The organism is Trichocoleus sp. FACHB-591, from assembly GCF_014695845.1.
Classification (GTDB): domain Bacteria; phylum Cyanobacteriota; class Cyanobacteriia; order FACHB-46; family FACHB-46; genus Trichocoleus.
Genome location: NZ_JACJPA010000018.1, coordinates 41,240 through 66,578, shown reverse-complemented (window position 1 = coordinate 66,578; position 25,339 = coordinate 41,240). Strand labels below are relative to the sequence as shown.

Annotated in this window: 25 protein-coding genes; 16 read left to right on the top strand and 9 right to left on the bottom strand. The window is 48.8% G+C overall.

Annotated elements, in window-relative coordinates; translation table 11 throughout:
* Positions 1 to 195: 195 nt before the first annotated feature.
* Both H6F90_RS02475 and H6F90_RS02470 read right to left on the bottom strand, forming a co-directional pair.
* The gene (locus H6F90_RS02475) at positions 196 to 1,425 is read right to left on the bottom strand and encodes a GNAT family N-acetyltransferase (protein ID WP_370587926.1); all 1,230 of its coding nucleotides are present in this window, start codon (positions 1,423 to 1,425) and stop codon (positions 196 to 198) included.
* A 26-nt stretch (positions 1,426 to 1,451) separates the two neighbouring features.
* Positions 1,452 to 2,144, bottom strand: coding sequence for a RibD family protein (locus H6F90_RS02470; RefSeq protein ID WP_190549919.1), 693 nt, complete (start codon positions 2,142 to 2,144; stop codon positions 1,452 to 1,454).
* Positions 2,145 to 2,186: 42 nt separating this feature from the next.
* On the opposite strand from H6F90_RS02470, the gene H6F90_RS02465 reads away from it, so the two are divergent.
* Positions 2,187 to 2,789, top strand: a complete 603-nt coding sequence (locus H6F90_RS02465; RefSeq protein WP_190549918.1) for a methyltransferase domain-containing protein — start codon at positions 2,187 to 2,189, stop codon at positions 2,787 to 2,789.
* 110 nt (positions 2,790 to 2,899) lie between these two features.
* Positions 2,900 to 3,283 carry a DUF4346 domain-containing protein gene (locus H6F90_RS02460; RefSeq protein WP_190549917.1) on the top strand — a complete coding sequence of 128 codons (384 nt, stop codon included), beginning with the start codon at positions 2,900 to 2,902 and terminating at the stop codon, positions 3,281 to 3,283.
* A gap of 177 nt (positions 3,284 to 3,460) precedes the next feature.
* Here the strand turns inward: H6F90_RS02460 and psb32 are convergent, their stop codons facing one another.
* Positions 3,461 to 4,117 (bottom strand): photosystem II repair protein Psb32, encoded by a 657-nt coding sequence (psb32, locus tag H6F90_RS02455; protein ID WP_242024294.1) that lies wholly within the window; start codon positions 4,115 to 4,117, stop codon positions 3,461 to 3,463.
* A 540-nt stretch (positions 4,118 to 4,657) separates the two neighbouring features.
* Between psb32 and H6F90_RS02450 the strand changes: the two genes are divergently transcribed.
* Positions 4,658 to 4,900, top strand: a complete 243-nt coding sequence (locus tag H6F90_RS02450; protein ID WP_190440066.1) for a KGG domain-containing protein — start codon at positions 4,658 to 4,660, stop codon at positions 4,898 to 4,900.
* Between the two features lie 698 nt (positions 4,901 to 5,598).
* Positions 5,599 to 6,012 carry a response regulator transcription factor gene (locus H6F90_RS02445; protein ID WP_190549915.1) on the top strand — a complete coding sequence of 138 codons (414 nt, stop codon included), beginning with the start codon at positions 5,599 to 5,601 and terminating at the stop codon, positions 6,010 to 6,012.
* An 80-nt stretch (positions 6,013 to 6,092) separates the two neighbouring features.
* On the opposite strand, the gene H6F90_RS02440 is transcribed toward H6F90_RS02445, so the two are convergent.
* Positions 6,093 to 7,280, bottom strand: a complete 1,188-nt coding sequence (locus H6F90_RS02440) for a HAMP domain-containing sensor histidine kinase (RefSeq protein ID WP_190549914.1) — start codon at positions 7,278 to 7,280, stop codon at positions 6,093 to 6,095.
* 136 nt (positions 7,281 to 7,416) lie between these two features.
* On the opposite strand from H6F90_RS02440, the gene surE reads away from it, so the two are divergent.
* From surE to H6F90_RS02415, 5 genes are all read left to right on the top strand, one after another.
* The gene (surE, locus tag H6F90_RS02435) at positions 7,417 to 8,094 is read left to right on the top strand and encodes a 5'/3'-nucleotidase SurE (protein ID WP_190549913.1); all 678 of its coding nucleotides are present in this window, start codon (positions 7,417 to 7,419) and stop codon (positions 8,092 to 8,094) included.
* 145 nt (positions 8,095 to 8,239) lie between these two features.
* Positions 8,240 to 8,392, top strand: a complete 153-nt coding sequence (locus tag H6F90_RS02430; RefSeq protein WP_190440076.1) for a hypothetical protein — start codon at positions 8,240 to 8,242, stop codon at positions 8,390 to 8,392.
* A gap of 178 nt (positions 8,393 to 8,570) precedes the next feature.
* The gene (locus H6F90_RS02425; RefSeq protein WP_190549912.1) at positions 8,571 to 9,503 is read left to right on the top strand and encodes an NAD-dependent epimerase/dehydratase family protein; all 933 of its coding nucleotides are present in this window, start codon (positions 8,571 to 8,573) and stop codon (positions 9,501 to 9,503) included.
* Positions 9,500 to 11,230: a glycosyltransferase family 39 protein gene (locus tag H6F90_RS02420; protein WP_190549911.1), complete on the top strand. Its 1,731-nt coding sequence runs from the start codon at positions 9,500 to 9,502 to the stop codon at positions 11,228 to 11,230. The genes H6F90_RS02425 and H6F90_RS02420 overlap by 4 nt, the downstream gene beginning before the upstream one ends.
* Before the next feature lie 389 nt (positions 11,231 to 11,619).
* The gene (locus H6F90_RS02415; RefSeq protein WP_190549910.1) at positions 11,620 to 13,119 is read left to right on the top strand and encodes a S10 family peptidase; all 1,500 of its coding nucleotides are present in this window, start codon (positions 11,620 to 11,622) and stop codon (positions 13,117 to 13,119) included.
* 10 nt (positions 13,120 to 13,129) lie between these two features.
* Here H6F90_RS02415 and H6F90_RS02410 read toward each other — a convergent pair whose 3' ends face one another.
* Positions 13,130 to 13,621, bottom strand: coding sequence for a hypothetical protein (locus H6F90_RS02410; RefSeq protein ID WP_190440090.1), 492 nt, complete (start codon positions 13,619 to 13,621; stop codon positions 13,130 to 13,132).
* 126 nt (positions 13,622 to 13,747) lie between these two features.
* On the opposite strand from H6F90_RS02410, the gene H6F90_RS31350 reads away from it, so the two are divergent.
* Complete coding sequence (locus H6F90_RS31350; protein ID WP_199295668.1) at positions 13,748 to 15,397, top strand: AAA family ATPase; 1,650 nt, start codon at positions 13,748 to 13,750, stop codon at positions 15,395 to 15,397.
* Between the two features lie 176 nt (positions 15,398 to 15,573).
* Here the strand turns inward: H6F90_RS31350 and H6F90_RS02400 are convergent, their stop codons facing one another.
* The 3 genes from H6F90_RS02400 to H6F90_RS02390 all read right to left on the bottom strand — a co-directional run bounded on the left by H6F90_RS02400 (position 15,574) and on the right by H6F90_RS02390 (position 17,916).
* Complete coding sequence (locus H6F90_RS02400; RefSeq protein WP_190440093.1) at positions 15,574 to 16,644, bottom strand: agmatinase family protein; 1,071 nt, start codon at positions 16,642 to 16,644, stop codon at positions 15,574 to 15,576.
* A gap of 334 nt (positions 16,645 to 16,978) precedes the next feature.
* The gene (locus H6F90_RS02395; protein WP_190549909.1) at positions 16,979 to 17,278 is read right to left on the bottom strand and encodes a hypothetical protein; all 300 of its coding nucleotides are present in this window, start codon (positions 17,276 to 17,278) and stop codon (positions 16,979 to 16,981) included.
* Positions 17,275 to 17,916, bottom strand: coding sequence for a hypothetical protein (locus H6F90_RS02390; RefSeq protein ID WP_242024293.1), 642 nt, complete (start codon positions 17,914 to 17,916; stop codon positions 17,275 to 17,277). The genes H6F90_RS02395 and H6F90_RS02390 overlap by 4 nt, the downstream gene beginning before the upstream one ends.
* A 202-nt stretch (positions 17,917 to 18,118) precedes the next feature.
* Here H6F90_RS02390 and H6F90_RS02385 point away from each other — a divergent pair, with 202 nt between their 5' ends.
* The 6 genes from H6F90_RS02385 to H6F90_RS02360 all read left to right on the top strand — a co-directional run bounded on the left by H6F90_RS02385 (position 18,119) and on the right by H6F90_RS02360 (position 23,130).
* The gene (locus H6F90_RS02385) at positions 18,119 to 19,144 is read left to right on the top strand and encodes a fatty acid desaturase (protein WP_190549908.1); all 1,026 of its coding nucleotides are present in this window, start codon (positions 18,119 to 18,121) and stop codon (positions 19,142 to 19,144) included.
* Positions 19,138 to 19,887: an iron-containing redox enzyme family protein gene (locus tag H6F90_RS02380; RefSeq protein ID WP_199295667.1), complete on the top strand. Its 750-nt coding sequence runs from the start codon at positions 19,138 to 19,140 to the stop codon at positions 19,885 to 19,887. Before H6F90_RS02385 ends, H6F90_RS02380 begins: the two co-directional genes overlap by 7 nt.
* On the top strand, positions 19,862 to 20,986 hold the full coding sequence (locus H6F90_RS02375) for a DUF3419 family protein (protein ID WP_190549907.1): 1,125 nt from the start codon (positions 19,862 to 19,864) through the stop codon (positions 20,984 to 20,986). The genes H6F90_RS02380 and H6F90_RS02375 overlap by 26 nt, the downstream gene beginning before the upstream one ends.
* Positions 20,983 to 21,783, top strand: a complete 801-nt coding sequence (locus H6F90_RS02370) for a hypothetical protein (RefSeq protein ID WP_190549906.1) — start codon at positions 20,983 to 20,985, stop codon at positions 21,781 to 21,783. Before H6F90_RS02375 ends, H6F90_RS02370 begins: the two co-directional genes overlap by 4 nt.
* Positions 21,784 to 21,970: 187 nt before the next feature.
* Complete coding sequence (locus tag H6F90_RS02365) at positions 21,971 to 22,717, top strand: lycopene cyclase domain-containing protein (protein ID WP_190549905.1); 747 nt, start codon at positions 21,971 to 21,973, stop codon at positions 22,715 to 22,717.
* Between the two features lie 122 nt (positions 22,718 to 22,839).
* On the top strand, positions 22,840 to 23,130 hold the full coding sequence (locus H6F90_RS02360; RefSeq protein WP_190549904.1) for a hypothetical protein: 291 nt from the start codon (positions 22,840 to 22,842) through the stop codon (positions 23,128 to 23,130).
* Here H6F90_RS02360 and H6F90_RS02355 read toward each other — a convergent pair.
* Positions 23,123 to 25,318 carry an AAA family ATPase gene (locus H6F90_RS02355; protein ID WP_190549903.1) on the bottom strand — a complete coding sequence of 732 codons (2,196 nt, stop codon included), beginning with the start codon at positions 25,316 to 25,318 and terminating at the stop codon, positions 23,123 to 23,125. The two genes, H6F90_RS02360 and H6F90_RS02355, sit on opposite strands and share 8 nt — an antisense overlap.
* Between the last annotated feature and the right edge of the window lie 21 nt (positions 25,319 to 25,339).

Here is a 25,339-nt window from a genome sequence, read left to right as displayed (position 1 = left end):
CAGGATTTAAAGACTATTGTCGAAGCGGCCCTGCGGTGCTGTTGTGAGTATTAGAGCTCTACGAAAGGATTACCAAAGTTCTAGTTATGTGTTCATGATCCGGCTGATGCTACGACCATTAACTAAGAATTGGCGGAGATGGGAATCAAGCATTGCTTGACGCTCTTTTACAAACACTTTCTGACAAATAATTCTTTAAAGGACACCATCTGTTTGATCTAAATTGGCATTGGCTTGCTTGAAAGGAAGGGCTTCGTTGATGCCATCCATTTCCTGCTGCTCTAGCTCATTCACTTCCCGGATGTACGATCGCAGGATTTGGCTGAGGCGCTTGTCGTAGAAACGGTGCAGGCTATGGTTGGGCGTGGCAGGGAAGCCTCGGCGTTTTTTGTGACGACCACCCGCGCCAGGGTCGAAAGTTTGAATACCATGGGCGATCGCCCATTCAATTGGGCTGTAGTAGCAGGCATCGAAATGAAGACAGTCGATGTCTTGCTGACTGCCCCAGTAGCGTCCATAGAGCCGATCGCCTTTGGTGAGACAGAATGACATGCCCATCGGTTGGTGGGGTTCTTGTTCACTGTAGGCAGCGACGAAAACGACTCGGTGACGGTAGTGGGGCTGGAGTTGCTCAAAGAACCGCCGGGTTAGATATTTGCTACCCCACCAGCCGAATTTGTCGCAGGTATCGGCATAGTAGGTATACATCAGTGGGAATAGGGAGTTGGGGATGTCATCTCCAGTAAACGTTTTCAGCGTCAGACCTGCTTTCTCAACAGCTTTGCGTTCTCGCTTGATGTTGCGGCGCTGGTTGGCATTAAAAACATTGAGGTAGTCATCAAAGCTTTGGAAGCCGAGGTTGCTCCAGATGAAGCTATGGTGCAGCCAAGGGGTGAAGCCGTGACGTTCTAAAACAGGTCGCCATTCCGGATCGACATAGAGAAAATGACAACCGGAGATGCGGTTGCGATCGCAGAAGTGATCGATCTCATCCAGCATCATTTCCACGATTTCGTCTTCATCCTCGCCAGGGGCAATCAGAAAGCGATAGCCTTCAGCAGGGGTGAAGGGCGACATCCCTAGAAGTTTGGGGTAATAACTGATGCCTAAGCGCTGGGCTAAATCGGCCCACTGCTGGTCGAAGACAAACTCGCCGTAGCTGTGGCCCTTGATGTAGAGCGGAGCAGCAGCGATCAGGTGGCGATCGCGCCAAACGGTGAGGTGATTCGGCAACCATCCCGCTTTGGCGGTAGCGCTGCCCGAAGTTTCCATGTTGTTGAGCCAGTCCCACTCAAAAAATGGAGTGTTCAAGGGCATGGCTAATGCGTCCCATTCAGCCTGGGGCACTTCAGAAACTTTGTTGATCCAAGCGAGGGAATACCGGGGCTGGAGTTGTTCGACCATGATTGCTGGAGTTAGGGCCATCCGCTCTCTAGCGTAATTCAATCTTTTCAGCGTTGCAGGCGATAGTGGAGAAAAACTTCGGGGCCGTTAGTGTCCGCCGAGAGCAATTCTAAGCGGGGCGCTGATTCTGCCGAAAAACCTAAACCTTGCACTGGGCTAGGCGCGATCGCTCCACCCAGAATTAGAGGGCAAACCGTCAACCACAGTTCATCAATCAAATCCAGAGCCATCAAGGAACCAACTAACTCGCCACCTCCCAGCACCGCTAAACGCCGAATTCCTAACGTGGTTAATTGCTGAAAAGCTTGCTTCCAGTCCAAGGTTTGCTCAGGTGCCTCAGCCACCAGAATGCGCTCGAATTCAGCTCTCTCCTGCCAAGCCTTCGCCCCAAGCGTAATCGTGAGCAACCAGCGGGGTACAGGTTGAGCAAAGAAGCGCAGGTTGGGGTCAAATTCACCAGAGCGAGAGCAAACTATTTGTACAGGTTGGGCGGGTTTGCCTTGCTGCGATCGCATCTCTAGGAGTTCTGGATGAGATACCCGCAGCGTCGTGCCATAAGCACGCAACGTACCCGCCCCAAACAGTACTGCATCTGCTTGAGCCACTTGTTTTTCCAAATGAGCTTTGTCTGCAGCAGAACCAAACCGAGCGGGCGATCGCCTTACATCGGCAATTTTGCCATCTGCGCTCATTGCCAACACAACTGTCGTATGGGGTCGAGCCAAAGCCGAGTCAACCATAGAGTTTGTTTAAACTAGGTAAGGTTGAAGAGAATCATACTTATGGTGTCAGTTCAAGAAGCAGATTATTGGCAGCAACGGTATCGCGAAGGTACAGACCGTTGGGATATTGGACAAGCTGCACCACCATTTGCCAAGTTGCTAAACTCATCTCCTGCTCCTAAACCAGGCCGAACTGCCGTACTTGGTTGTGGACGAGGGTATGATGCGCTCTTATTTGCGGCTCATGGTTTTGAAGTGATGGGGTTTGACTTCGCGCCAGCCGCGATCGCTGCCGCCACCGTCCTAGCTCAAACTAGTCAGAACCCAGCCCAGTTCCTCCAGCGCAATATTTTTGATTTAGCCACCGAATTTCCTGGTAGTTTTGACTACGTGCTTGAGCATACCTGCTTTTGCGCGATCGCCCCAGAACAGCGACCTGACTACGTGCAACTCGTCCACACCTTGCTTAAAGCACAAGGACAACTTCTAGCGCTGTTCTTCACCCACAACCGTCCAGATGGCCCTCCCTTCGGCATCACACCCGTCCAGATTCAGCAGTATTTTCGACCTAGTTTCCAAATTCTAGAGCTAGCCCCTGTCGCCAACTCAATCCCAGAGCGTCAAGGAGAAGAGCACTTAGGCCGATTCCAGCGCCAGGATTGAAAGATAGACCCAGCATTTACAACTCAACTCGCAGGAGAGCTGCTCTCTTCGTAGAATGTAGTCAAGGTCACAATCAACGTGCAGAGAAATTGTCCAGAGATCGCATTCCCATGAATCCAATTGTTGAAGCAGTTACCGTCCTCGACAACAAATTATCCAACCGCTATATCGACCTCGATCCAGGCGGCTACTTCATCATCTACATCGATCGCGAAACCAACCAAATTTGCGCCAAGCACTACACCAACACCATCAACGATCGCGGGTTAGCCGTTGATCCAGAAACAGGCGAAGTCATCCCAGTTCGGGGAAAAGTAGAACGCACTCACACCAAAATCTACAGTGCCAGAAGTGCCAAAGAACTCTGCATCCAACTCTTTGAGTCCAAAGAACCCAGCCTCGTCACCAAGCTCGATCACGCCGCCTACCTAGGCCGAGAATTCGTCCGAGCTGAAACCGCCATGCTCTCCGGAGAGGAATATGTGCAGGACTAGAGAAGGATGAAGGGAGTGAAAGGTGAGGAATTAGAAGCCAGGAACTAGGAGCCAGAGATTAAGAAGTAGCAACCCAAGAACTCGAAACGCTAACAGCTAGGCTCGTTTGGAGGGGGTCTGGGGAACGCAACCGTCCCTCAGCGGGGGTTTGGGGGCGAGTGCCCCCAAGGCTCGGTTCTATGCCCGAGACTGTAAAAATAAGTAGAAATAGTAAGTCGCCATTGGAATCACGGTGGCAGCAACCAACAAACCAACCACCCAAACCAAAGAATTGCCTCGCTCCTGCTCGGTTTTCTCCGCCGTGGCGAATGTTCCTTCCACCCGTACATTGTCCACAACTTGAGGTGGACCCGGATCAGGCCGACCCGAAAGCACCGCTACCAAGCGATCGCTCACATCCAAAAACGCCTGGTTATAGTTGTCACCCTGCACCAACGGCACCAGCAATGTTTCCTGGGCCACACTAGTCGCGATCGCATCCGACATCACCGCTTTTACCTGGTCACCCGTGCGGATTGCCGCCTGATTCGTCACTTTATCTAGCACCAAAAGAGTTTGCTTGGCTTGGGCCTCAGGGGTAGGAAACCACTTCTCAAACAGCTTATTGGTAAACCCTTCTGGGCTTTCATCGTAGTCAAGGCGACGGATCACGACCAAATGAACTTCGTTCCCAGTTTGCTGCGATAAATCTTCTAATTCTTTAGTAATTTTGCCTTCGTTGAGGCGACTGATGACATCAGCTTGGTCCAAAAGCAGCGTTTGTGGCGGCGAGCTAGGCATCTCATAAATTCCAGTGGCACTAGCAGGTGAGGCCACCAACTGCACAGCCAACATAACTACCGCTAGGCATAGGACCAGGCGTTGAAGCAAACCACTCCAACAGCGAATGTTAATGAGGAAGTGTCTCATACGCACGTATCTCTAAACCAATGTTTTCACGATACACCGCTTAGACGAATTATGAACAATTGTTACAGAGATTAAAGAATGCAGACGGAATCCGTGAGCGAGTGAATCAGAAAATTAGCGATTTGGAGGAGCAAGAGCGATCGCAACTTTTTAATCAAAATTTCTGGAAGTTCTTGATTAAAAAATCTATTAAGAACTGCTACTACATTTATTCTGTGAGCTTTTCATGCTTGGCTACTATAACCTTGAATGAGCTAGATTTACGCTAAATTCTATGTCTAAAGGGCTAGATTATGGCTCTCCGTCATTAGAAGGAAAAATTTTCTCTTTTAATTCTTAATTATCAATCCTTAGTCGGAGGAAGCGGTACATCTGTTTTTTTAGGCTAGAGACAACAAGTGAATCACTTGTAATGATTTTGGGTTTCAACAAAGTTTAATAGTCGCTGAAGCAAGGAGTCTTTCTATGGCAAATAAAAAGAAGGAAGAGAAAGGGAAACAGGGTTTTGCCTCCATGGACGAAAGCAAGCAACGTGAGATTGCTAGCATGGGTGGCAAGGCTGCACACGAGAAAGGCACTGCTCATGAGTTTAGCCCTGAAGAAGCTAGAGAAGCTGGGCGCAAAGGTGGCGAAACAGTCAGCCAAGACCGCGATCACATGGCGGAAATTGGGCGTGAAGGCGGTCGGAACAGCCATAAAAACCGTTAGGCTTGAAGCATGCATCTGTTGAAGTTCTAACTATAAAAGCCCTGGGAATTACTGGGGCTTTTATAGTTAGAAAACTCTAATTTATTAGTTATGGTTCATCGCAGTCTAATTTTGCTGGCGATCGCTCTCCATCTCTGCTCCCTGCCTACAAATATTTCTATAACGAATGGCTGCTATTTTTAGTAGAAAAAACTATTCATTGGGCCTAAATTTGGCATAGAAGGTGGGTGTTTTTTTGTTTCGTTAGGCGCGATCGCTTCAATGCTCTCGACTCACCCAGTTGGGTCATTTACTTGGAGGATTTCTGTCATCGACTTAAAGGAGTATCTTTAAGATATGAAATTGAGCTGAGGGGCTACTGCAATGGCAGAAAAACTCTTGCTAGCAGCGGTCATCACTGGTTTGCTGAGTCTAGGGCTAGGAGCAGGGGAGCTGGAAACTATACCTTCAGCATCCTCTTTCTTAAGCTTTCGAGTTACCTCAGGTTTAAGCTTACCTCTCTATCCTTAGCGAGCTGAGTAGCTGGAATGAAGGGCCAAGCGAGGTCAACTGAGGGCGATCGCTACAGATCTGGTGTCGGCCTAAAATGGTTTTGGTTTGAGGTGTTTAGTAGTTGGGATCACCTTAAGACGGAGGTAAGTTAACCCTTCAATCACTAATATGAAGGGCCATAACACCTCCACCTAAAAAATAGTTTTATGTCTCCTACTCAAGCTCACCCCCCAGCCAAACGCATTTTAATTGTTGATGACATGCCCGATAATTTGTCTCTTTTAGAAGCAATTTTGATTGAAGAAGGATTTGAAGTTGATAGTGCCAGAAATGGTAAATCTGCTCTAGCTCTTTTAGAAGCGTCACCTCCTGCCTTAGCCCTGATCGATGCCATGATGCCTGGTATGGATGGTTATGAACTAACCCGGCGCATCCGGCAAAATAAAAGCTTACCGTTCATCCCAGTGATTTTGATTACCGCGTCTGAGAGTGCCAGTGCTCCGGCAGGATTAGACTTGGGAGCCAATGACTTCATCCGCAAACCGATTGACTATGACGAGTTAATGGCTAGGATTAATGCGTTTTTACGTTTGAAAGACACAATGAGTCCTTCGCAGTAGCCACTTTTCGAGGGTTAGTAGAGAGTTGCTTTTTTGCGCTCCATGGAAAAAGCAATTCTTAAATATAGACCTTATGCTCCCTAAGCTTGAATTTTTAGAGGCAAAGTCACTGTAAAGCTAGAGCCTACTCCCAGCTGAGACTTCAGCTCAATTTTTCCTTGCATGAGATTGACGAGTTGGGAGACGATCGCTAAGCCTAATCCAGTACTATCTGGCACATGCACCTCGTTGTTCTCAGCGCGGTAAAAGGGATCAAAAACCAATGACTGCTCTTCTGGGGTAATTCCGATTCCGGTGTCTTTAACTGCCAACAACCATTGGCGATCGCCTAAAGTCTCACAGGAGAGCCGAATCGTGCCTGATTTGGTGTAGCGAATTGCATTACTCAGGAGATTGGTAACAATTTGCTGTAAGCGTAGAGAATCTGTATACACCGTTGCAGGGGCGCGATCGCAATCAACCACAAGCTCTAGAGCTTTGGTATCTGCCAAAGGCCTGAGCATCTCCACCACATCCTTAATCACAGAACGTACTTCAGTGGGTTCTGGATGCAGCTCCATTTTGCCTGCCTCATAGCGGGAAATCTCGAGGGCATCATTGATCAGTCGCAGTAGCTGTCTACCATTACGAACGACAGTTTCAATATGCTCTACATGGGGCGTGGTGTCTCGTGTCTCTGGCACCTTGCGAGACGCTCGCAACATCAACTCTGAGTAGCCAATAATGGAATTGAGGGGGTTTTTTAGCTCATGAGCTAGTTGGGATAGATTGTCTTGATTCGCTTTCACTAAGCGAGTGAGTTCCTGGTTTGTAAGTTCTGCTTGGCTTTGGAGTTGGTGCAACTCACACAAGCGCTCTTCCACATAACTGTTGAAGCACTGGGTAATCGCTTCGTCAATCATGGTGTCAATTAAGCTATATGCCCGTATTACGTCCGACACCGTTCCTTTGAGAAAATCGGTTTCCAGAGTAGCAAAGATGACCCGACGTAGAAGGTGATACTCACGAGCAATTTCATTGGGTGCAAAACCTTGAGCCGCCCGTAAGACCCCATGCTCTAAACTTCTCTCAACAATGGATTGAATATCATTATCTTGAGTCTGGGAGAGAATGCTAACCATGCCTACAAGCACATCAGGAAGATGATCCCGAATTGCCGATCGCGGTAGATCGTCAACCGCCGGAATCTGTAAATCCTGGCGAACTGTCTCAATCCAGGTTTGTACAATGATGTCTCGTTTTGCAGCTAGGGCTTGACTAAAATCCATCGTGCCTCAGATTCAAAGGATGGAGCAGGCTCTAGCATCATTCTAATTGAGCAGCTGCTTGATTAATCACGCGATCGCCCTCTTAGAATAAGGCGAGCTCCCTTTGTGTCTGCACTGATTCAGCAAGTAACCCAGTATGACCCTAATTCTCACCAATGATGATGGTATTGATGCCCCTGGAATTCGAGCTTTGCAAAAAGCTGTGAATGGTATAGGGGTCGTGGTCGCTCCCAAACTAGAATGGTCTGGTTGTGGGCATCGGGTCACAACTACCATTCCCATTCATATTGAGCAGCGCTCGCCCGCCGAGTATGCGATCGGAGGCACTCCTGCCGATTGTGTCCGTGTCGCGATCAGCCATCTCTTTCCCAAAGTCCAATTTGTCCTGTCTGGGATCAACGCTGGAGGCAACTTGGGCGCAGATGTATATATTTCTGGAACCGTAGCAGCCGTGCGCGAAGCTGCATTACATGGAATTCCAGGCGTGGCTATATCTCACTACCGCAAAGGACGACGTAATGTGGATTGGGATACAGCCGCTCGTTGGACTGCTCAGGTTTTAACCCAGCTGCGCGATCGCCCCCTAGAACTCGGCAGCTTTTGGAATGTCAATCTGCCTCACTTAGAACCTAACGATCCTGATCCAGAAGTGGTTTTTTGCGGCTCCTGTAAGCAACCGCTACCCATTGATTATGCTGTTGAGGGAGACTCCCTAATTTACAAAGGAGAATATTCCAAACGCGATCGCACTCTAGGTAGTGATGTCGATGTCTGTTTCTCTGGCAAAATTGCCGTGACGCAGCTCCATCTATGACCTATTCCTTCCTTAAGGTAGATTAACCTTGGTGATCAGGCTTTTTGGGTGACAAAATTTGCGCTCATTGACGGAGTTTTGAATGCCTCATCAAAGGTAACGTAGGGAGAATGATAGCCCAAAGTTTTGCAGAGGAGAAATTCCAATGACTAACTTAGAGCAAAGCGTCTTTGATGTAGTCCGGCGGCGTCCTGTTTGGAGTGTCGTAATGATTGCCTACCAGCTCAATTACCCCCAACAAGATGTCAAAGCTGCCCTCGATCGCCTGGTTGAAACAGGCAGACTCCAAAACGCATAGAGCAGGCTATAAATTCAGGCTCAGGGCGATCGCTTTTCCACGGTGATTGCCCTGAGCCTGAATCCTCACTATTATTTACTAACTTTTGATTTCTGGCTCCTAGCTTCTGACTCCTAACTTTTACCTCTTCCCTCTCACGTCCTGAGATAATAAAGCTGGGTTGTGAGGAAGTTTGGGTATGCGAATTCTGATTATGGGTGGCACCCGATTTGTTGGGGTTTACCTGACCCGATTTTTGGTTGAGCAAGGGCACGAAGTAGTTTTGTTTAATCGGGGAAATAAACCTGCTCCGGTGGCGGGTGTGCAGCAAATTCAGGGCGATCGCACAGACCCTGCTCAACTCAAAGATAAATTAGCCGCAGAGACGTTTGATGCCATCTTTGATAACAACGGTCGAGAGTTGAGCGACACTCAACCGTTAGCGGATCTGTTCCGAGACAAAGTACAACATTTTGTCTACATGAGTTCTGCGGGAGTGTACCTGAAATCGGATCAGATGCCGCATGTGGAAGGAGATGTGGTAGACCCCAAAAGTCGGCATCGTGGAAAGCATGAAACAGAAGCTTATCTGGCGGAGCAGGGATTGCCCTTTACTGCAATTCGCCCCACCTACATCTACGGCCCGCAAAACTACAACGACTTAGAAGCTTGGTTTTTTGATCGTATTGTTCGCGATCGCCCGATTCCAATTCCGGGTCATGGTCTGCACCTGACGCAATTGGGGCATGTGCAAGACTTGGCTCAAGCAATGGCAAATATGTTGGGTAATTCGACAGCGATCGGGCAAGTTTACAATATCTCTGGCGATCGCTATGTCACGTTCGATGGCTTAGCCCGTGCTTGTGCAGTGGCTGTGGGGAAATCGGCGGATGCAGTTGAACTTGTACACTACGACCCAAAGCAATTTGATTTCGGTAAGCGCAAAGCCTTTCCCCTGCGGACCCAACACTTCTTTGCCTCGGTACAGAAGGCGATCGCTGAACTCAGCTGGCAACCTAAGTTCGATTTGGTTTCTGGGCTGCAAGACTCGTTTCACCAAGATTATCTCGCCTCCGGTCGAGACACAGCGGCAGTAGACTTTTCAGTGGATGACGAGATCTTGGGCGCATGAAACGTTTACACTACTTGGCTTTGGTCGGGGCGATCGCGTTGGGCACAGCGTTACGCTTCTGGAACTTGGATGCCAAACCTCTGTGGCTGGATGAAGTGATTACGGCGATTTTTAGCTTTGGTCGCAGCTACTATGATGTGCCGCTAAATGTGCTGTTTCCACATACGGTGCTGGATCAGGTCTTCACGCTCAAATCGGGTGTTAGTTGTCCGCAAATCGCCCAAACTGTTAGCACTGAGTCTGTGCATCCGCCGCTGTTCTTTTGCTTGCTGCATGGCTGGTTGCAGTGGATCAACCCATTGGCCCAGTCTTGGGTGTGGAAGTTGCGATCGCTCCCGGCGTTGTTTGGGGTTGCAGCGATCGTAGCTATTTATGGACTAAATCGCGTTGCCTATGCTCCCAAGGCAGGCTTGATGGCAGCAGCTTTGATGGCGGTGTCTCCTTTTGCGGTGTATCTCTCGCAGGAGGCCCGTCACTATACCTTGCCAATGTTGCTGATTACGCTGGCACTGTTGGGTTTAGTCCAGATACAGCAAGACTTGTGGCAATCTCAACGGCTCAGACCGCTGCCTTGGCTCGGTTGGATGTTGGTCAATGGCATTGGCTTCTATATCCACTATTTTTTCTTGTTGGCGTTTGTGGGGCAAGTGGTTACCTTAGTGGGGATGGCAGTTTGGCAACGCTCCAGAATCTCCCGCTACCACTGGGGGGCGATCGCACTAGCTATTTCTGGAGTGGCTTTGAGCTATCTCCCTTGGTTACCCACACTACTCAGCCACACAGGCCGCCCAGAAACCGATTGGCTATCTCCCTTTCAATCCAGTTGGCTCGACAAGCTAGCACCGCTCTATCAACTGCCTGCGGCTTGGCTAATCATGGTGATCTCCTTCCCGGTGGAGAATCAGCCACTCTGGATCGCTATTCCAGCGGCTCTGTTGATGCTGGTGTTTGCAATTTGGCTCATGCGCCATGCCATCCGAGGCTTGAAGCAGCTTTGGGTACAGCCAGAGACTCATTTAGCAACTATCACTCTGACCAGCTTTATTCTGTGCGTGCTGTTAGAATTTCTGGGGATTGTCTATGTGTTAGGCAAAGACATTACGGTAGTGCCGCGCTACAACTTTGTCTACTATCCAGCGGTCTGTGCTTTATTAGGAGCAAGCCTAACCCAGCTATCCCAAAACAGCTCTCTGCCTCCTAGAATGTCCTGGCCTCACTACTGGAGTGCTTACCGAGTCCAGATCAGCGTTTTAGTGGTTGGTCTCCTTAGCTGTATATTTTTAGGATTGGGTTTCATCTTTCAAAAACCTTACCAGCCGCAACAGGTAGCTCAGAATTTAATGTTGGAACCCACTAAACCTCTGATGGTGGTGACAGGTTATGACACACTCTTGGAAGTTGCTCTAGGGTTGAGCTTCGACTTGGAAGTGCATCGGCGATCGCTCACTTCTCCAGCACTCAATCAAAACATCTCCTTTGGTTTCTTGAGCCGCCAACCCACCTACAACCAGCTTTGGCAGAATTTAGCCAACGTGCAACCGCCTGTCTCCACTCCACCTAATTTGTGGATTGTTGGCAGTGGTTTGAGGCAAAGAGAATTTCCAGAGCAGCTGAGGTTACCAAGCCAAGCTAATTCAGGAGGGGAAACGGTGGCTTGCGATCGCGATGAAGAAAACTACCATCGTATTGGTGTGCCTTACCAACTCTATCGTTGCGCTGCTAGATAACGTGCTACTTAGCCTATGAATCTAATTATTAGGATTTTGTTTTGGCTGCTGGCTCTAGTTGGCAGTCTACTGATTCTTTCCCTCATTCTCTTAGGGATGGCACCGGGAGTCAGACCGCTGGACTTCACTGGCTTTTTGCTTTATGGTCCTGGTCCTGGATTTCTATGGCTACTAGGGTTGTTGCTCCTGGCTGCAATTCTACAGATTTGTAGCATAGCCCTAAGGCTTAGACGGCAACGTCATCCAAGCCAGTTATGCAACCGGCTTTCCTGGGTTAGTCTGATCTTTCTCTTGATACTTGAGGCAGTGATGATTGCCGATTTTCAGGAATTATTCTGAATGTTAGTTTAAGAACTACCTCCATCTAAGCTGTTGCCCAACCTGAACTTATGTCTGACACTCCTAATTCCCCCGTAGCTCGCAAATCCAGTATCACCGAACATGCCCTGACGCTGAGCGATCGCCGGATTCGCTATACCGCCTCAGCGGAGTGGCAAACGCTGTTTGAACAAGAAAAGCCTGTGGCAGAAATGTTCCACGTTGCCTATCTAGCTGAAACAGATGAAGCAACGACTCGTCCCCTAACTTTTGTGTTTAATGGTGGACCCGGGGCTGCTTCTGCCTATCTCCACATGGGTGCGCTAGGGCCAAAACGGATCTATTTTGATGCCAATGGTGGCTTGCCGAAACCTCCGGTGCGATTGGTCGACAACCTCGAAAGTTGGCTCAGTTTTACAGATTTGGTGTTTATTGATCCGATCGGAACGGGATTTAGCCGTAGTTTGCCAGCTGACAAAAATCAGCAGGACAAATCGAGTGAGACAGCTAGCAGCACGGAATCGGAGAAACCCAAGGAAGTAGAGTTCTGGGAAGTGGAGCGGGATTTAAAGGCATTGGGAGAGTTTATCCAAAGATTTCTCTCGCGCCACAAACGCTGGCTATCCCCTATCTTTATTGCAGGGGAAAGTTATGGTGGCTTCCGGGTTGCTAAGTTGGCTCGCAAGCTGCAACAGGAGTTTGGCATCGGTCTTTCCGGAGCGATTTTAATCTCTCCCGCCTTAGAATTCAGCTTGCTGGGTGGAAATGATTACAATCTCACTTCTTGGGCCACATTGCTACCTTCCCTGGCCGCGGCAGCAGCTCATCATGGACGCGCTCAGTGGGCTGGAGAACCCGGAGATCTATCTGCCCATATGGCCGTAGCCGAACTCTTTGCCCGTAGGACGCTGATTCCACTACTGGCGATGGGAAATGCGCTAACTTCTGAGGAACGCCAATCAGCCTATCAACAGATCGCCAATTTGATTGGGTTGCCGCTGTCTTTGGTAGAGAGACAGGCTGGGCGGGTTGATATTGAAGTTTTTTCGAGAGAACTGTTGCGCGATCGCCAGCGGATTGTGGGGTTGTATGATGCCTCAATCACCGCGATCGATCCCTTCCCCGATCGCACCGTTTATCAAGGGATTGACCCGACGCTAGATGGACTTGATCGCCTGTTTACAGGAGCAATCAACAGCCACTTGCGCGATACCTTGGGTCTGGAAACAGATTTGACCTACCACCTCCTGAATATGGAAACCTTTAAGGCTTGGCAGTTTGATCTCAAAGGAGAACTGAAACAAGGATTTATTGGTGCAGTAGATGATTTGCGTATAGGAATGACACTGAATCCTTATATGCAGGTGTATATCACCCACGGATTTTTTGATTTGGTCACTCCTTACTTTGCCTCAAACCATCTGGCAGATTTGATGAAACTTGACCCTGAGATTCGCCCCAACTTGACACTAAAACATTTCCAAGGTGGACATATGTTTTATAGCTGGGATGACTCACGCCAGCAATGGTTTGCGGAGATGCAGACCTTCTACCGAGACGCGATCGCCTGAGAAAAACTTATTATCGACGGGCTTCTGCGGTCGTGACAAATTGCTGGGCAGCCTGTTCGATGCCTGCTGGGCTAAAAACATCCATATACTTTTGGGCCATCGCAGGTGTGAAGAATTCCAGCATCAAGCGGTTTTCTACCCAAAACTCAACCACGTCAAACAAGCCATCTCGGTTGGCTGGAAGCACCCGCCAGCCTTCCCGCTCACCAATGCGTTCGATCTCTTCTAAGCTGAGGGATACAGAAAAAGCAGCATGGACAGGCGTGTATTGAGAAGACTGCTGTTCGTTGAGTTGGAAGCCTGCCTGCCCTTCCCAGGCATCGGGAATTAGTTCACTTCCCAAAGGATACAGCTCAATTCCAGTCCCGAATTCATCAGCGGCGAAGACAATGTAGCTGCCAGGGTTAGGAGGGAATGGCATCATCCGACCCTGGAGAACTTCTGCTAAGACGCTAGCAACGTGCTGAGGATTTTTAACGGAAACAGAAAGATGATGTAGCATAAGTGCCTCCTAAGGATGAATATTCGCTGAATTAGCTTGGATGATTAACTGATGCATCTAGAATAGGCAAGATTGTTAGGTGGTGTCACGACCCAAATAGATCATCCAACCGGGTGAGATTTAACGGTGAACGAATTCAGAACAGAGCGATATTCGCTCTCAATGATGCTGACGCCCAAAGCCAAACAGATTAAAATTCAGCAGCATGAAGCGTTGCTAGCTGCCCCGCGATCGCCAACAGAGGAGCCTTTTGTGGATTTCAAACACTTTGTGAATTTTAGACTGCTGCGAAAAGAGGCTAATCTGCTCTATAAGTCTCTCTCGCCACTGCTAAGCGTAGATGCTAGATTTGCCGATGCAATCTTGATAGATTTAGCCAAAATTGTGCAGCTCTGTGGCCGTAGCACTGGGAAGTTAAGCTCTGCTGAACTAATGGCCTATCTAGTGGTTTATGCTCTGGTTAAGCAAGATGCAGAGAAACTCAATGCTGCTGTTAATCTTTGGGAAGCTTCCTCGGAAGTGCAGTTGCAGTATCAAAAAATCACGTTGCAGCTTCTTTTAGATTTCACCAAAGACCAAAAACCTGAGCAGTTGATATTACCCTCAATTTTGAATCAACTAGATGAGGAAAAAGGCACCAATTATTTAGGAGATGTGATCAATGCCATCTACAAATTTGCCCAAGCCATCATCAAAGCAGATGACACGGTGGATTTACAAGATTTGGAATCTTTGTCTCTGATTTGGCAACTGCTCCATTCCTATCAGAAACTAGAGAGTTATCAAGCAGGATTACAAGCTGTCTCTCAGATTGCTCCCACCAGACCAAGTCCCACATCAAATCCTGGTACAAACTCTGGAGTAGCGCCACAAGCTGCTGCGACTCCCGCCCCAGAGCAGCCAGAAGAGATTTTAGAGCAAGCGCTAGCGGAACTCAATGATTTGACTGGAATGGAAAATATTAAAGAAGAAGTGAAAACCCTGACCAACTTTCTCAAAATCCAGAAAGTCCGAGCTGAGCGGGGTTTAGCTCAAACTTCGGTATCACTCCATGCGGTGTTTTGTGGGCCACCGGGAACTGGCAAAACTACCGTGGCGCGCTTGATGGGGCGGATTTATCACGGCCTGGGATTTCTGAAAAAAGGACATTTGATAGAAACCGATCGCACAGGTTTAGTCGCGGGTTATGTCGGCCAAACGGCTCAGAAAGTAGATGAATTAATTAACTCAGCGCTGGATGGCGTTCTATTTATTGATGAAGCTTATGCCCTAGTGCCTAAAGAAGCAGGACGTGACTTTGGTCAGGAAGCGATCGATATTTTGCTGAAACGCATGGAAGACTACCGCGATCGCCTAGTAATTATTGTGGCAGGCTACACCGACGAAATGACCACTTTTATTGAATCTAATCCTGGCTTGAAATCTCGTTTCAATCGCTATTTTTACTTCAACCACTATAAACCGGAGGAACTGCTTGCCATCTTTGAAAAGATGTGTGGCAAAAGTCATTTTCACTTGACTCCATCCACGCGAGATAAACTACAAACGATGTTTGCAGAGCTTTATGCGAACCGAAACTCAACGTTTGGCAATGCTAGAGTCGCGCGTAATCTGTTTGAGAAGAGCATCGAGCAACAAGCGAATCGATTGGCTGTGCTGACATCCCTAAATGATGAGGTTCTCACGACATTACTTCCCGAGGATATCCCTATTGAGACGGTCAAAGTCCATGCTGGTAAGGTTGAATGGCAAAACCTCACTGTACCCTCTCGCTGAGTGGGGCTTTGGATTATATGTTCTTTGCTACAGCAATCCTTTTTGATGCTTGAACAGGTTGTCGGGGTTTATCCTGTCTAGAAAGGCAACCCCCGCACCCCCTGGTTCAAAATAGGTGGCAAAATCAAAGCTTGCCTTAGTATGCTCAATCAGTTAAATTTCTTGACCAACTAGCATTAAGCCCACACTGAGGTAGCCAGAGCAGATCGTGATAAGGCCATCAAGTTACAAAGCTTATAAACAGCTCTAGCGCCAACATTGCCATCCCATTCATCATCCCCTACTTCACACACATCAAAACCAATAATTTTCCGACCGCTATTGACCACTTCACGGAACAAGCAAAACGCCTGCTCTAATTCCAGCCCACCGGGCACTGGAGTTCCGGTATGAGGACAAAGTTTGGGGTCTAAGCCATCAGCATCAAAGCTAATGTAAACGTGTTGGGGAAGCTCGGCCACCATTTGCTTGCAGAGTTCTAGCCAAGGCACGCCTGCATAAAGCTTTTGCTTCAGTAGAGGGTCGTAGTAGGTGGAGACTCGCCCGCCTGACTGCTGAATTAAACTGACTTCATCATGGCAGAAGTCACGAATCCCTACTTGAACCAGCTTTGAGACTTGAGGCACTTTTAGGGCATTAAACATAATGGAGGCATGAGAGTACTGAAACCCTTCATAGGCTTGGCGTAAATCAGCATGAGCATCAATGTGGAGGATGCCAAACTCTGAATAACGCTCAGCCAAGGCCTGAATGCAGCCCAAGGGAACGCTGTGATCGCCGCCAATCACTGCGACCTGCTTTCCTTGCGCCATCGCTGCTTTAGCTTGCTCAAAGAGCCATTGGTTTACCGCTTCACATTCCTGATTCACGGTTTGCAGTAGGTCTGCCAAGTCTGGATCAGCTTCAATCTGCCTTCCTTGTTCCATGTGGGCAATGATGCGAGTGGCATCCTGCCGTAGACTCTCATTTTTCTGCTGAATATGTTCTGGAATTGGAGCCATAAAGATGCCCTGCTGCCAACCCTCTGGATGATCGAAATCGTAGATATCTAGTTGGCGAGAAGCTTCTAGGACGCGCTGAGGGCCTGCGGCTGTACCCGCACCATACGAGACCGTCACTTCCCAGGGCACACCGAATACGATGGTTTGGGCAGATTCGTAGTTGAAAGGGAGACCCAACAAGTTACCGTTGTCAAGGCCAATATCATTGGGATTAAAGTTCTGTAAGATGTCTTCTCTGGTAGGCATAGGGAAGTTCCTGGAGCAACGTGGGTTAGTAACTTGAGTGATAGGACAGAGACGAGAATCGCTTCACCAAACTGAATGCTCTCCCAGTCTATATTTCCTTTAAGTTAAGAAACAGGGTGGATTAGCGTAGAAGAGATGGGAATCCCGTACCTGCTGAGCAAAACCCATGAAAGCGATCGCTGGCTACCGAGGACTAAGCACACGCCAGACGATGAAGAGAGTAAAGGCTAAGTAACCTAGTACTGTCGCCCAATCTTGCCAGTGATTGGCAGATAGCAAAAATTGGTCGTTCATTGATTGTGCTCCTACACGCCTCATGTCGCTGATTCCATTCTCATCGTTGCATGAGACTACAAATTACTTCTCCTACCCCTTCCGGCTTAAATGGCACTACTTTTCCATTTTGACGAACTCGCAGGCGATCGCGACAGTTATAGATCTCAATCGGTCTAGCGACTCCATTCACACTCACAGCGGCTCTGTATTCCCAATAATTCTTGGCGCTGCGTTGAATGCTAAGAATACAGATGGTGCGATCGCTGAGCAAACGACAAAACGATTTTGCCTCTACTGGTGAAACAGGGAAGAGTGACAACACGAGTAGCAACAGAAAAGTAATGAAAGAGGACTTCATGCTTGTCGTCCCCACAGAGCCAGTCCCCCACCTCGACCTCTGGCTGCAATGATATCTTCTTGCACTAAGAAGTAGTTGAAAAAAGCTTGCTTCTCCACCCCCACACTCGCCGCATAGAACTTGGCTTCACTGGTTTCTCCACCGCGAACTGTACCCTGATATAGGGAGAATTTAGACAGTTGCAAAGTGATTCTTGTGAAGTCAAACGCCAAGATGTTGTTTTTGCTCAACAGCTTAGTTGGGCCTGACAGTGCCATTTGAAGCTGACCCAGGTGAACTCGGTTGGTGACGTTACCTGTCTCAAAAGATGTACTGTAGGACGCGTTATCTGTCGCAGTTGAAGGAGATGCAGCTAAAGGGGATGCGGCATAAGCTAGAGAGATCGTGATCAAAGATGGTACGTAGCGACCTGCTCCTAGCACGACTCCAGCCCGCTGCCGAGTTTTGCGAGTACCTGTGATGAAGCAAAGCCGCCAGTCACCCGTAATATCGTTCAAGGAGTAACGAATTTTTTGCTGCTTGTTCGCTTTTTCTACAGCTAACAGTGCCTGAACCACCTGCTCAGGAGTGGGACGCTGACGAGAGCGCTCAAGCACTGCCAAGGCAGCTTGCTGAAGAATGGTCGAGTTGCTGTTCAAGCGGCTTTTGGTTTCACATACACCAATGACTATCTTACGACAAACCTGCTGCTGGCAGAGAACCCTGAAGTTGATGGTTCTAGGTTGAGCCTGCGATCGCCTCTGTCCGCTGTTCAGTCTATGAACCTACACATGCAAGTGAGAGAAAACTTCTCAAGACAGCCATAGTAGAAATTAATCCACTACTTTATGTGACTTCTCTATGACCGTCGAGTCATTAGTACCTAAATTAACTTTTACAGAACTGACGGTAGAGAGTCCGTTGAGCGATCGCGACCGTCCTAAAATTGCTCTCGATCTGCTGCGATCGCTGCATCTTCTAGAAGCAGCACACCATAGCCGTTTAGGAGTCTTTATGGGCCTCTATAGCTTTGCTGCGGCTGCAGCTTGGGTTTTGGCGACTCACTGGGGTAGCTTTTGGTGCCTCTGGGCCTGTGTGCCACTCTACATTCTGGCCGCTGCTGCTCTGCATGGCATCAGTTTGTTTACCCATGAAGGGGTGCATAGTGTACTGTCTCCTCATCCCCATTGGAATCGGGGGCTAAGTATGGTTTGTGCGATGCCAGTTTTGCAGAACTATGCAGCCTACAAGGTATTGCACCTCAAACATCACAAGCATCTGGGTGATCAGGGTGATCCTGACCACTATAAAAACTATACTCATTGGAGTTGGTTAGTCTTCTTGATGCACTGGGGACGTTTATTAGTGGGTTATCCCGTTTATATCGTCGCAATTCCTTTGTTGGGGTTTTGGCAGGGAAATCGCCGCGATCGCCTGTGGATTGGGTTAGAAGTTCTGTTGCTCGGATTGCTGATTTCAGGTGCGGTACTTTCTCCTATCCCGCGATCGTTCTTAATACATGGCTGGCTCATACCTATGTTGTTGATCAATGGGATGGTCAATATTCGAGGCATGAGCCAGCATACTCTACTAGAGCATGAAACTGACTTAATTCGAGGCACGAGAACGCTTCTAACTAACCCTGTTACTCGGTTCTTTATGTGCAATGAAAATTATCACTTAGAACATCATCTGTATCCTGCTGTCCCTTGGTATCATCTTCCTCAACTCCACAAAGAGCTGCAAGCAGAATTAGAATCTCGCGGTGCACCTTATCTCCCTTCATATTTCGCTTTTGTTCGCGAGTTTGTGGTTGCTAGTATTCGCCGGACTTCTGTGGGTAGCGTCGCGCTGGCAACGCTGCAAGGAGAAAAGCAGTCATGCTAGAGCTGCCGACCAAACTGTCAACGCTGTCTTCCTTGATGCCATCTGCACCCACATTGGTTTGCGAAGATCTGATCCAGTTCACCACGTTAGATGCTGCTGTCGCCCAGGTTGCAGCCGCATATGATTTTCCACATCATCCCTATTTCTGCTGGATGGTGGCCTCCGCGACTAGTCGGGAGGCTTTCTGCGACAGCCAATTGCCGTTCCGATTTGCTGTAGAGTCCTTCTCTCAGGCTCTGGCAGCCGTCTTGGCTAGAATTCCCAGTTTAGAAATGCGATTGGCGATCGCAGAAAATGTGGCTGAAGAACATGGGCATGGCGATCGCTGGCGGTCTCACAAATACACATTTCGGCAGTATTTACAGGCATTGGGAGCTACTAGCACTGAATTGCAAAAGCCCTGTCCCACCCCTGTTTTAGCTTTCAATCAGGCTATCCTGAACTACTGTCTTACCCAACCTGCGGAGGTAGGAGCAGCGATGCTAGGGATGATCGAATCTCTATATGTGGGCATTAGTGCTGCGATCGCTCAAACCCTGACCCAGCGAGCATGGGTTGCGCCAGGTAGCCAATCGCACTATGCCGTACATGAAAAGCTAGATGCTGAACATGCTCGTGACTTATTGCAACTAGCGAGCCGTGGTTGGCAAGACTCTCGATCTCGTCTGGCTCTAGCTCAAGCCTTGCTATTAGGGGCACATTACTTTTGGAGACTATATGTCGATTTGCTGCCCTCCCTCTGAAATTGCTTTCTCCCAGGTTCGAGAAGATCCTTTGACTGAATGGCAGCTGGTGGAGCGATTGGCAAAACAACAGGGGCATCCATTACGAATTTTATTAGTTGCTTCTGGAGGCTGTACAGCGCTGAGTTTGTTAGCCCATCCCGCGATCGCGCAGATTGATGCGGTTGATCTCAACCCTGCTCAACTGCATTTAGTCACGCTCAAACTGACAGCTTTATTACATCTCTCTCTACCAGAGCAGTGGCGGTTGTTAGGGGCAGTATCTGATTCTCTTCGAGTTTTTGATGCCGCAGGGAGATCTGAACTAGGGGCAGAAGCAAGCGATCGCCTCCAACTATACCAACGTTTACAGACTCACCTCCCTGAATCAACTCGTCTCTTTTGGGATGCTCGTCCGGACCAGATCGCTTTTGGAGTGAATCGAATTGGCAAGTTTGAGCAACTCTTTAGGGAGCTAGCGACTCTCTTTGCTGAACTGGGAATAAACCCACTTCGTAATCCCCAAGCAGCAATGGCTCATCCTCACTGGTCAGCAGTGTTTGCAGCTGTATTCGAGCGAGACAAACTAATGCAGACTTTTGGCCCCGCAGCAGTGAGCTATTCTATGGATCGGAGTTTTAGCGAGCACTTTGCGGATGTGTTTGCTCAAGCTTTGCAACGATTTGCCCCTAATCAGAACTACTTCTTGACGCAGGTATGGCGCGATCGCTATGCGCTTGGCTCGGATGGCGTGCCTTCTTATCTCCAAGCTGCGGTGCAAGAATCAATTCATCAGTTAGGTACTTCACGGTTAGCACTGCATCTAGGGCCGTTTACAGAAGTTTTATCAAGGCTGGTTCAGCAGGATGCTTACGATTTGATTCAATTCTCCAATATTTCTGATTGGATGCCCATTTCTGATTTACACCAAATGCTGGCTACAGCGGCAGCAAGTTTGCGACCAGGAGGGATATTGCTGGGCAGGCGTCTGAACGGTGATCATGATTTGGCGGCAATGATGGCCGAGCATGTTGCAGTCGAGCGGCAGCTCAGCGCTGAATTACTGGCTAGCGATCGCTCATACTTTTATCGGGAAGTGGTTGCAGGAGTGCGGCTATGAAGTTTCATCGCCTGAGCTTAGAGGAACGATTACAGTGGCAATCTGGTATTGCTGCCCTTGAGCAGATGGCTAGCTACCCTTTGGGAGATGACTTTTTTCAGTTAGACCACGGATCGGATTACTTCGCTTTTTTTGACCGCTTAGGATCTGTCAATTACTATGTGGCGCTTGATGGCGATCGCGTAGCGGCTGTGGGAGCAGGAGTTTTACGACAGGTAAAAGCTCGGCGGGCAGAAGCTTTGCAGCCAGCTTGGTATCTGTGTGACTTGAAAGTTAATCCCCTTTACCAAAGACAGCAGCTTTCGATGCGAATTCTTAGCCATGCGATCGCGGATGGGTTGCCAACTTGTGTTGCAGGATACACCATCTCCATGAATACCGAAGATGGCAGTGCCAGTCGCTGGGTTCGCGTTCTAGAGCGATTTGATCAAATTGCTTTTTGTCGGGCAACGACACTTGGTATCTATAGCTGTGATGCCATGACTATGCAGAAGCTGAAACCATTATTAGCAAAGCATCGTGGCCCTATTACTTATCTCTCCCTCCAGGGAGTAAAAGACCTGCGATTGCAGAGCACAGGCCAAATATTGCCTCTACTCCATGTGCAGTGGGGAGTAGGCAAAGTAGGAGCGATCGCAGTTCCCCAACCTGGATACACTCATATGTTTTGTGCTCCTACAGAAGATGCTCTAGCCACAGAACTGTCAAGGCTCGAAGTATATCCTAGTGCAACCGCTAGTGTTGTGAGTCATGGGATGCAAAGCGACTGGCGATTTATTTTAACTAGTGATATTTGATTCGATTCAAGCCTCTGGAAGGATGCTGCTAGAACATTTCACGCTTAATGTAGGACCGGAACTCAGCAATAAACTCGGGAATGCATTCGTTAATAGAAGGATCGCTCTACCGCTGGAATTTATTGTTGATACCCCTGGCTGAAAATTATTATGAGCTTGACTAATCCTTAAAAATAACTTCATAAAAATGACTTACTCACTGTTTCACCTGATTTTTATCTTGCCGCCCATTTTGTTGCTCGCCTTGCAGCAACCGCAACCTCTAGCAGGCGTGGGAGGTCGTAAAGCTGGGCTCTCTCTGCTCTTGATTGCTGCTGTAGCGTTTATCTACACGACACCTTGGGACAATTATCTAATTTGGCGCGATGTGTGGCACTATGGCCGCGATCGCGTAATAGGTACTGTGGGCTATGTGCCCATCGAAGAGTATTTATTTTTTGTGCTACAGCCAATTCTGACCGGGTTATGGCTATATCGGTTGTTAGCTCATACCGAGGAACCCAGCGAACTCAAATCCTCTCCCGCAGCCAATATAGGAGGAGCGATTATCTGGGCAGGTTTAGGTCTCGCGGGTGGTTGGTTACTACAACGCGATTTTGGCGTTTATCTGGGGCTGATTTTGGTGTGGGCTAGCCCGATCCTAGCCTTGCAATGGTTGGTGGGCGGAGCACAGCTTTGGGTTCGCAAACGTCTTTGGCTCACCGCCACTTTAGTCCCCACTCTGTACCTCTGGATAGCCGATCGCATTGCCATTGGCCAAGGCATTTGGAGCATATCAGAGGTGTATACCACTGGACTGCATTTATTTGGGCTACCTATTGAGGAAGCGACGTTTTTCCTTGTAACAAACTTTTTAGTAGTACAAGGGTTATTGTTGCTCTTAGTGTTCAGTAAAGCCGACAAGCCCTTCCTGCAGACGGAGAGCGAGTTTTGAGTTTCTAGACCGCTTCTACCTTGAAACTTATTTCGTTGTACGGAGAGAGATTAACAAATATTATGCTAACTTGATTCAATAGTTAAGTCACCTTAACTAGCAGTGTTTACAACGTATTGACTATGTCTTGGTTGTTCTTAGCTCCTTTGGGAATTGCAATTACTGCATTTTTCATCTACGAACGATCCTGCGATGAGATCGCTATTTTATCAGCGGTTGCAGCCATTACAGGCGTCCTTTTTGGTCTTATTCTGGCACCCTGGCAATTGCAGTTGGTGGCTTTGCTCCTGGGTCTCATGTTGAGCCAAAAATTCATTAAAGCAGAGCGCTATCAGTCCAACTCTCGGTCTGAGACCGATCCCATGATGACCATGATGTACAACGGTTTAGATCGCCAAAGACCTTTCAAGTAAGCGATTTTTCTGCCTGTACAAACGCAATTGTGCTTACCCAAGATACAGTTTTCTCTTGTAAGTAGCGCTGAAACAGCTTGCCGACCCAATTTATCTCAGATTCTGACAAATAATGACTGAGGTGATTGGCATAAGTAGGCGGATGAGCTGCAATCGCAAACCATCGCTCGATTAAAGCGGCAGAGATATACATTTCCGCAATTGTCTGAACTGTCTCGGTTTGAGCCCTACATCCTGCTTGCTCAAAGTCAAGCTTTAGGTCTGTGTGGTCCCAACTCATCTTAGGATCGCTTGTGTCTGCGTAGACGGCTTCTTCAGCAGTCACTAATCGTTGATACAGATCAGGCTCAACGTGAGCTGGGTCTAGCAATCGATACAATCGTTGGCTATGGCGTGGCATTGTTTCCGCCAATGTGATTTGGCCTCCGGATTGTAAGAGAGATACCCAGACGCGAATTAGGCCAGGTCTATCTATTGCTGCCATTAAGACGTTGCGGCCCACAATATGATCGAACCGGATGTCGGGTGCCTGAGCCGTTAATAAAGCGGGTAGTTGTTGCACAGAGCCTTGCAGAATTGTCGGTCGTAGCAACTCTGGCAAAGCTTCTACTTGAGCTTGTAAGCGTTCTACGTCTGTTGAGGTTGGCACCTGTACGTAGACACCACCTTCTGGGACTCGGCGTAGTGCTTCCCAAGTGAGTAAACCGTTGCCACCATTGAGTTCTAGGATTGTGTGGTGCCGCTGGGGTTGAGCCATTTCAAACAGGCGATCGCGGACCTGTGCCAAGCGTTCTCCGGTTTGAGATAGCGTGCGTTGTAGCCAACGTTCTTGAGCTTTATTGGTGGGGCTGTAGGTGAGAATTTCTGGAGCCGTTACATCTAAGCCTTCGGCGATCGCAGCCAGTTGGGCTTCCCGACGACGCTCGACTTGGGTACGAATGCCCGCTTCAAACCCTTGCTCCGAAGGTTGGTAGAATACTTGGCCTTGCAGCGCCGTTGGTAAATATTGCTGTGCCACCCAATGATCGCGGTAGGCATGAGGATAAAGGTAGTTAGCTCCATGTCCAAAGCTGTGTTTATCTCGATTGGCATCCTTGAGATGGGAGGGCACATCGGCTTCGCGTTCTCGCTCTACGGCGGCTAAGGCATCAAAAAAGCCCATCACACTGTTAGATTTTGGGGCTGTTGCCAAATACAAAGCGGCCTGAGCTAACGGGTAGCGACCTTCTGGCATCCCCACGCGATCGAATGTGGCGGCACAGGAATTGACTCTGGCGACGGCTTCTGGGTCTGCGAGTCCCACATCTTCACTTGCCAAAATCAACATACGGCGAAAGATAAATCGCGGATCTTCCCCGGCGTAGACCATGCGAGCCAGCCAGTACAAGGCTGCATCTGGATCGCTACCCCGCAGACTTTTGATGAAGGCGCTGATGATATCAAAGTGGGCGTCTCCCTCCTTGTCATACAGAACCGCTCGCTGCTGAATCGACTCTTCGGCAACTGCGAGATCAATGTGAATCGTCCCTGTGCGATCGGGAGTTGTGGTTTCAACCGCAAGTTCCAACGCATTCAGGAGACTGCGCGCATCTCCGTTCGCCACATTGACGAGATGGTCTAGGGCTTCTGGATCAAGCTGAATCGCGCGATCGCCATAGCCTCGTTCGGCATCCGTCAGCGCTTGGTACACAACTCCAACTAAATCAGCCGCGGTGAGCGACTTGAGCTGAAAAATTCGAGAACGGCTGACGAGAGCTTTGTTGACTTCAAAGTAAGGATTTTCGGTCGTGGCTCCAATCAGAATCACGGTGCCATTCTCTACCCAAGGCAGCAGCGCATCTTGTTGCGACTTATTGAAGCGATGCACTTCATCTACAAACAAAATGGTTCGCTGATTGTGGCGATCGCGCCGTTCTTGAGCCGTTTCGACCGCTGCGCGAATTTCTTTCACTCCTGCCAACACCGCATTAATCGAAATGAAGTGCCCCTGAGTGCTGTTGGCGATCACCCGTGCCAGCGTCGTTTTGCCTGTACCTGGTGGCCCAGAAAAAATCACAGAGGCAAGCTGATCGGCTTGAATGGCACGTCGCAGCAGTCGTCCGGGGCCAACAATATGCTCCTGCCCGACAAATTCATCTAAAGTGCGGGGGCGCAGGCGATCGGCAAGAGGGGCAGCTATCGGGTTCAAGGCGAGTCTGGGTGGGAAGGA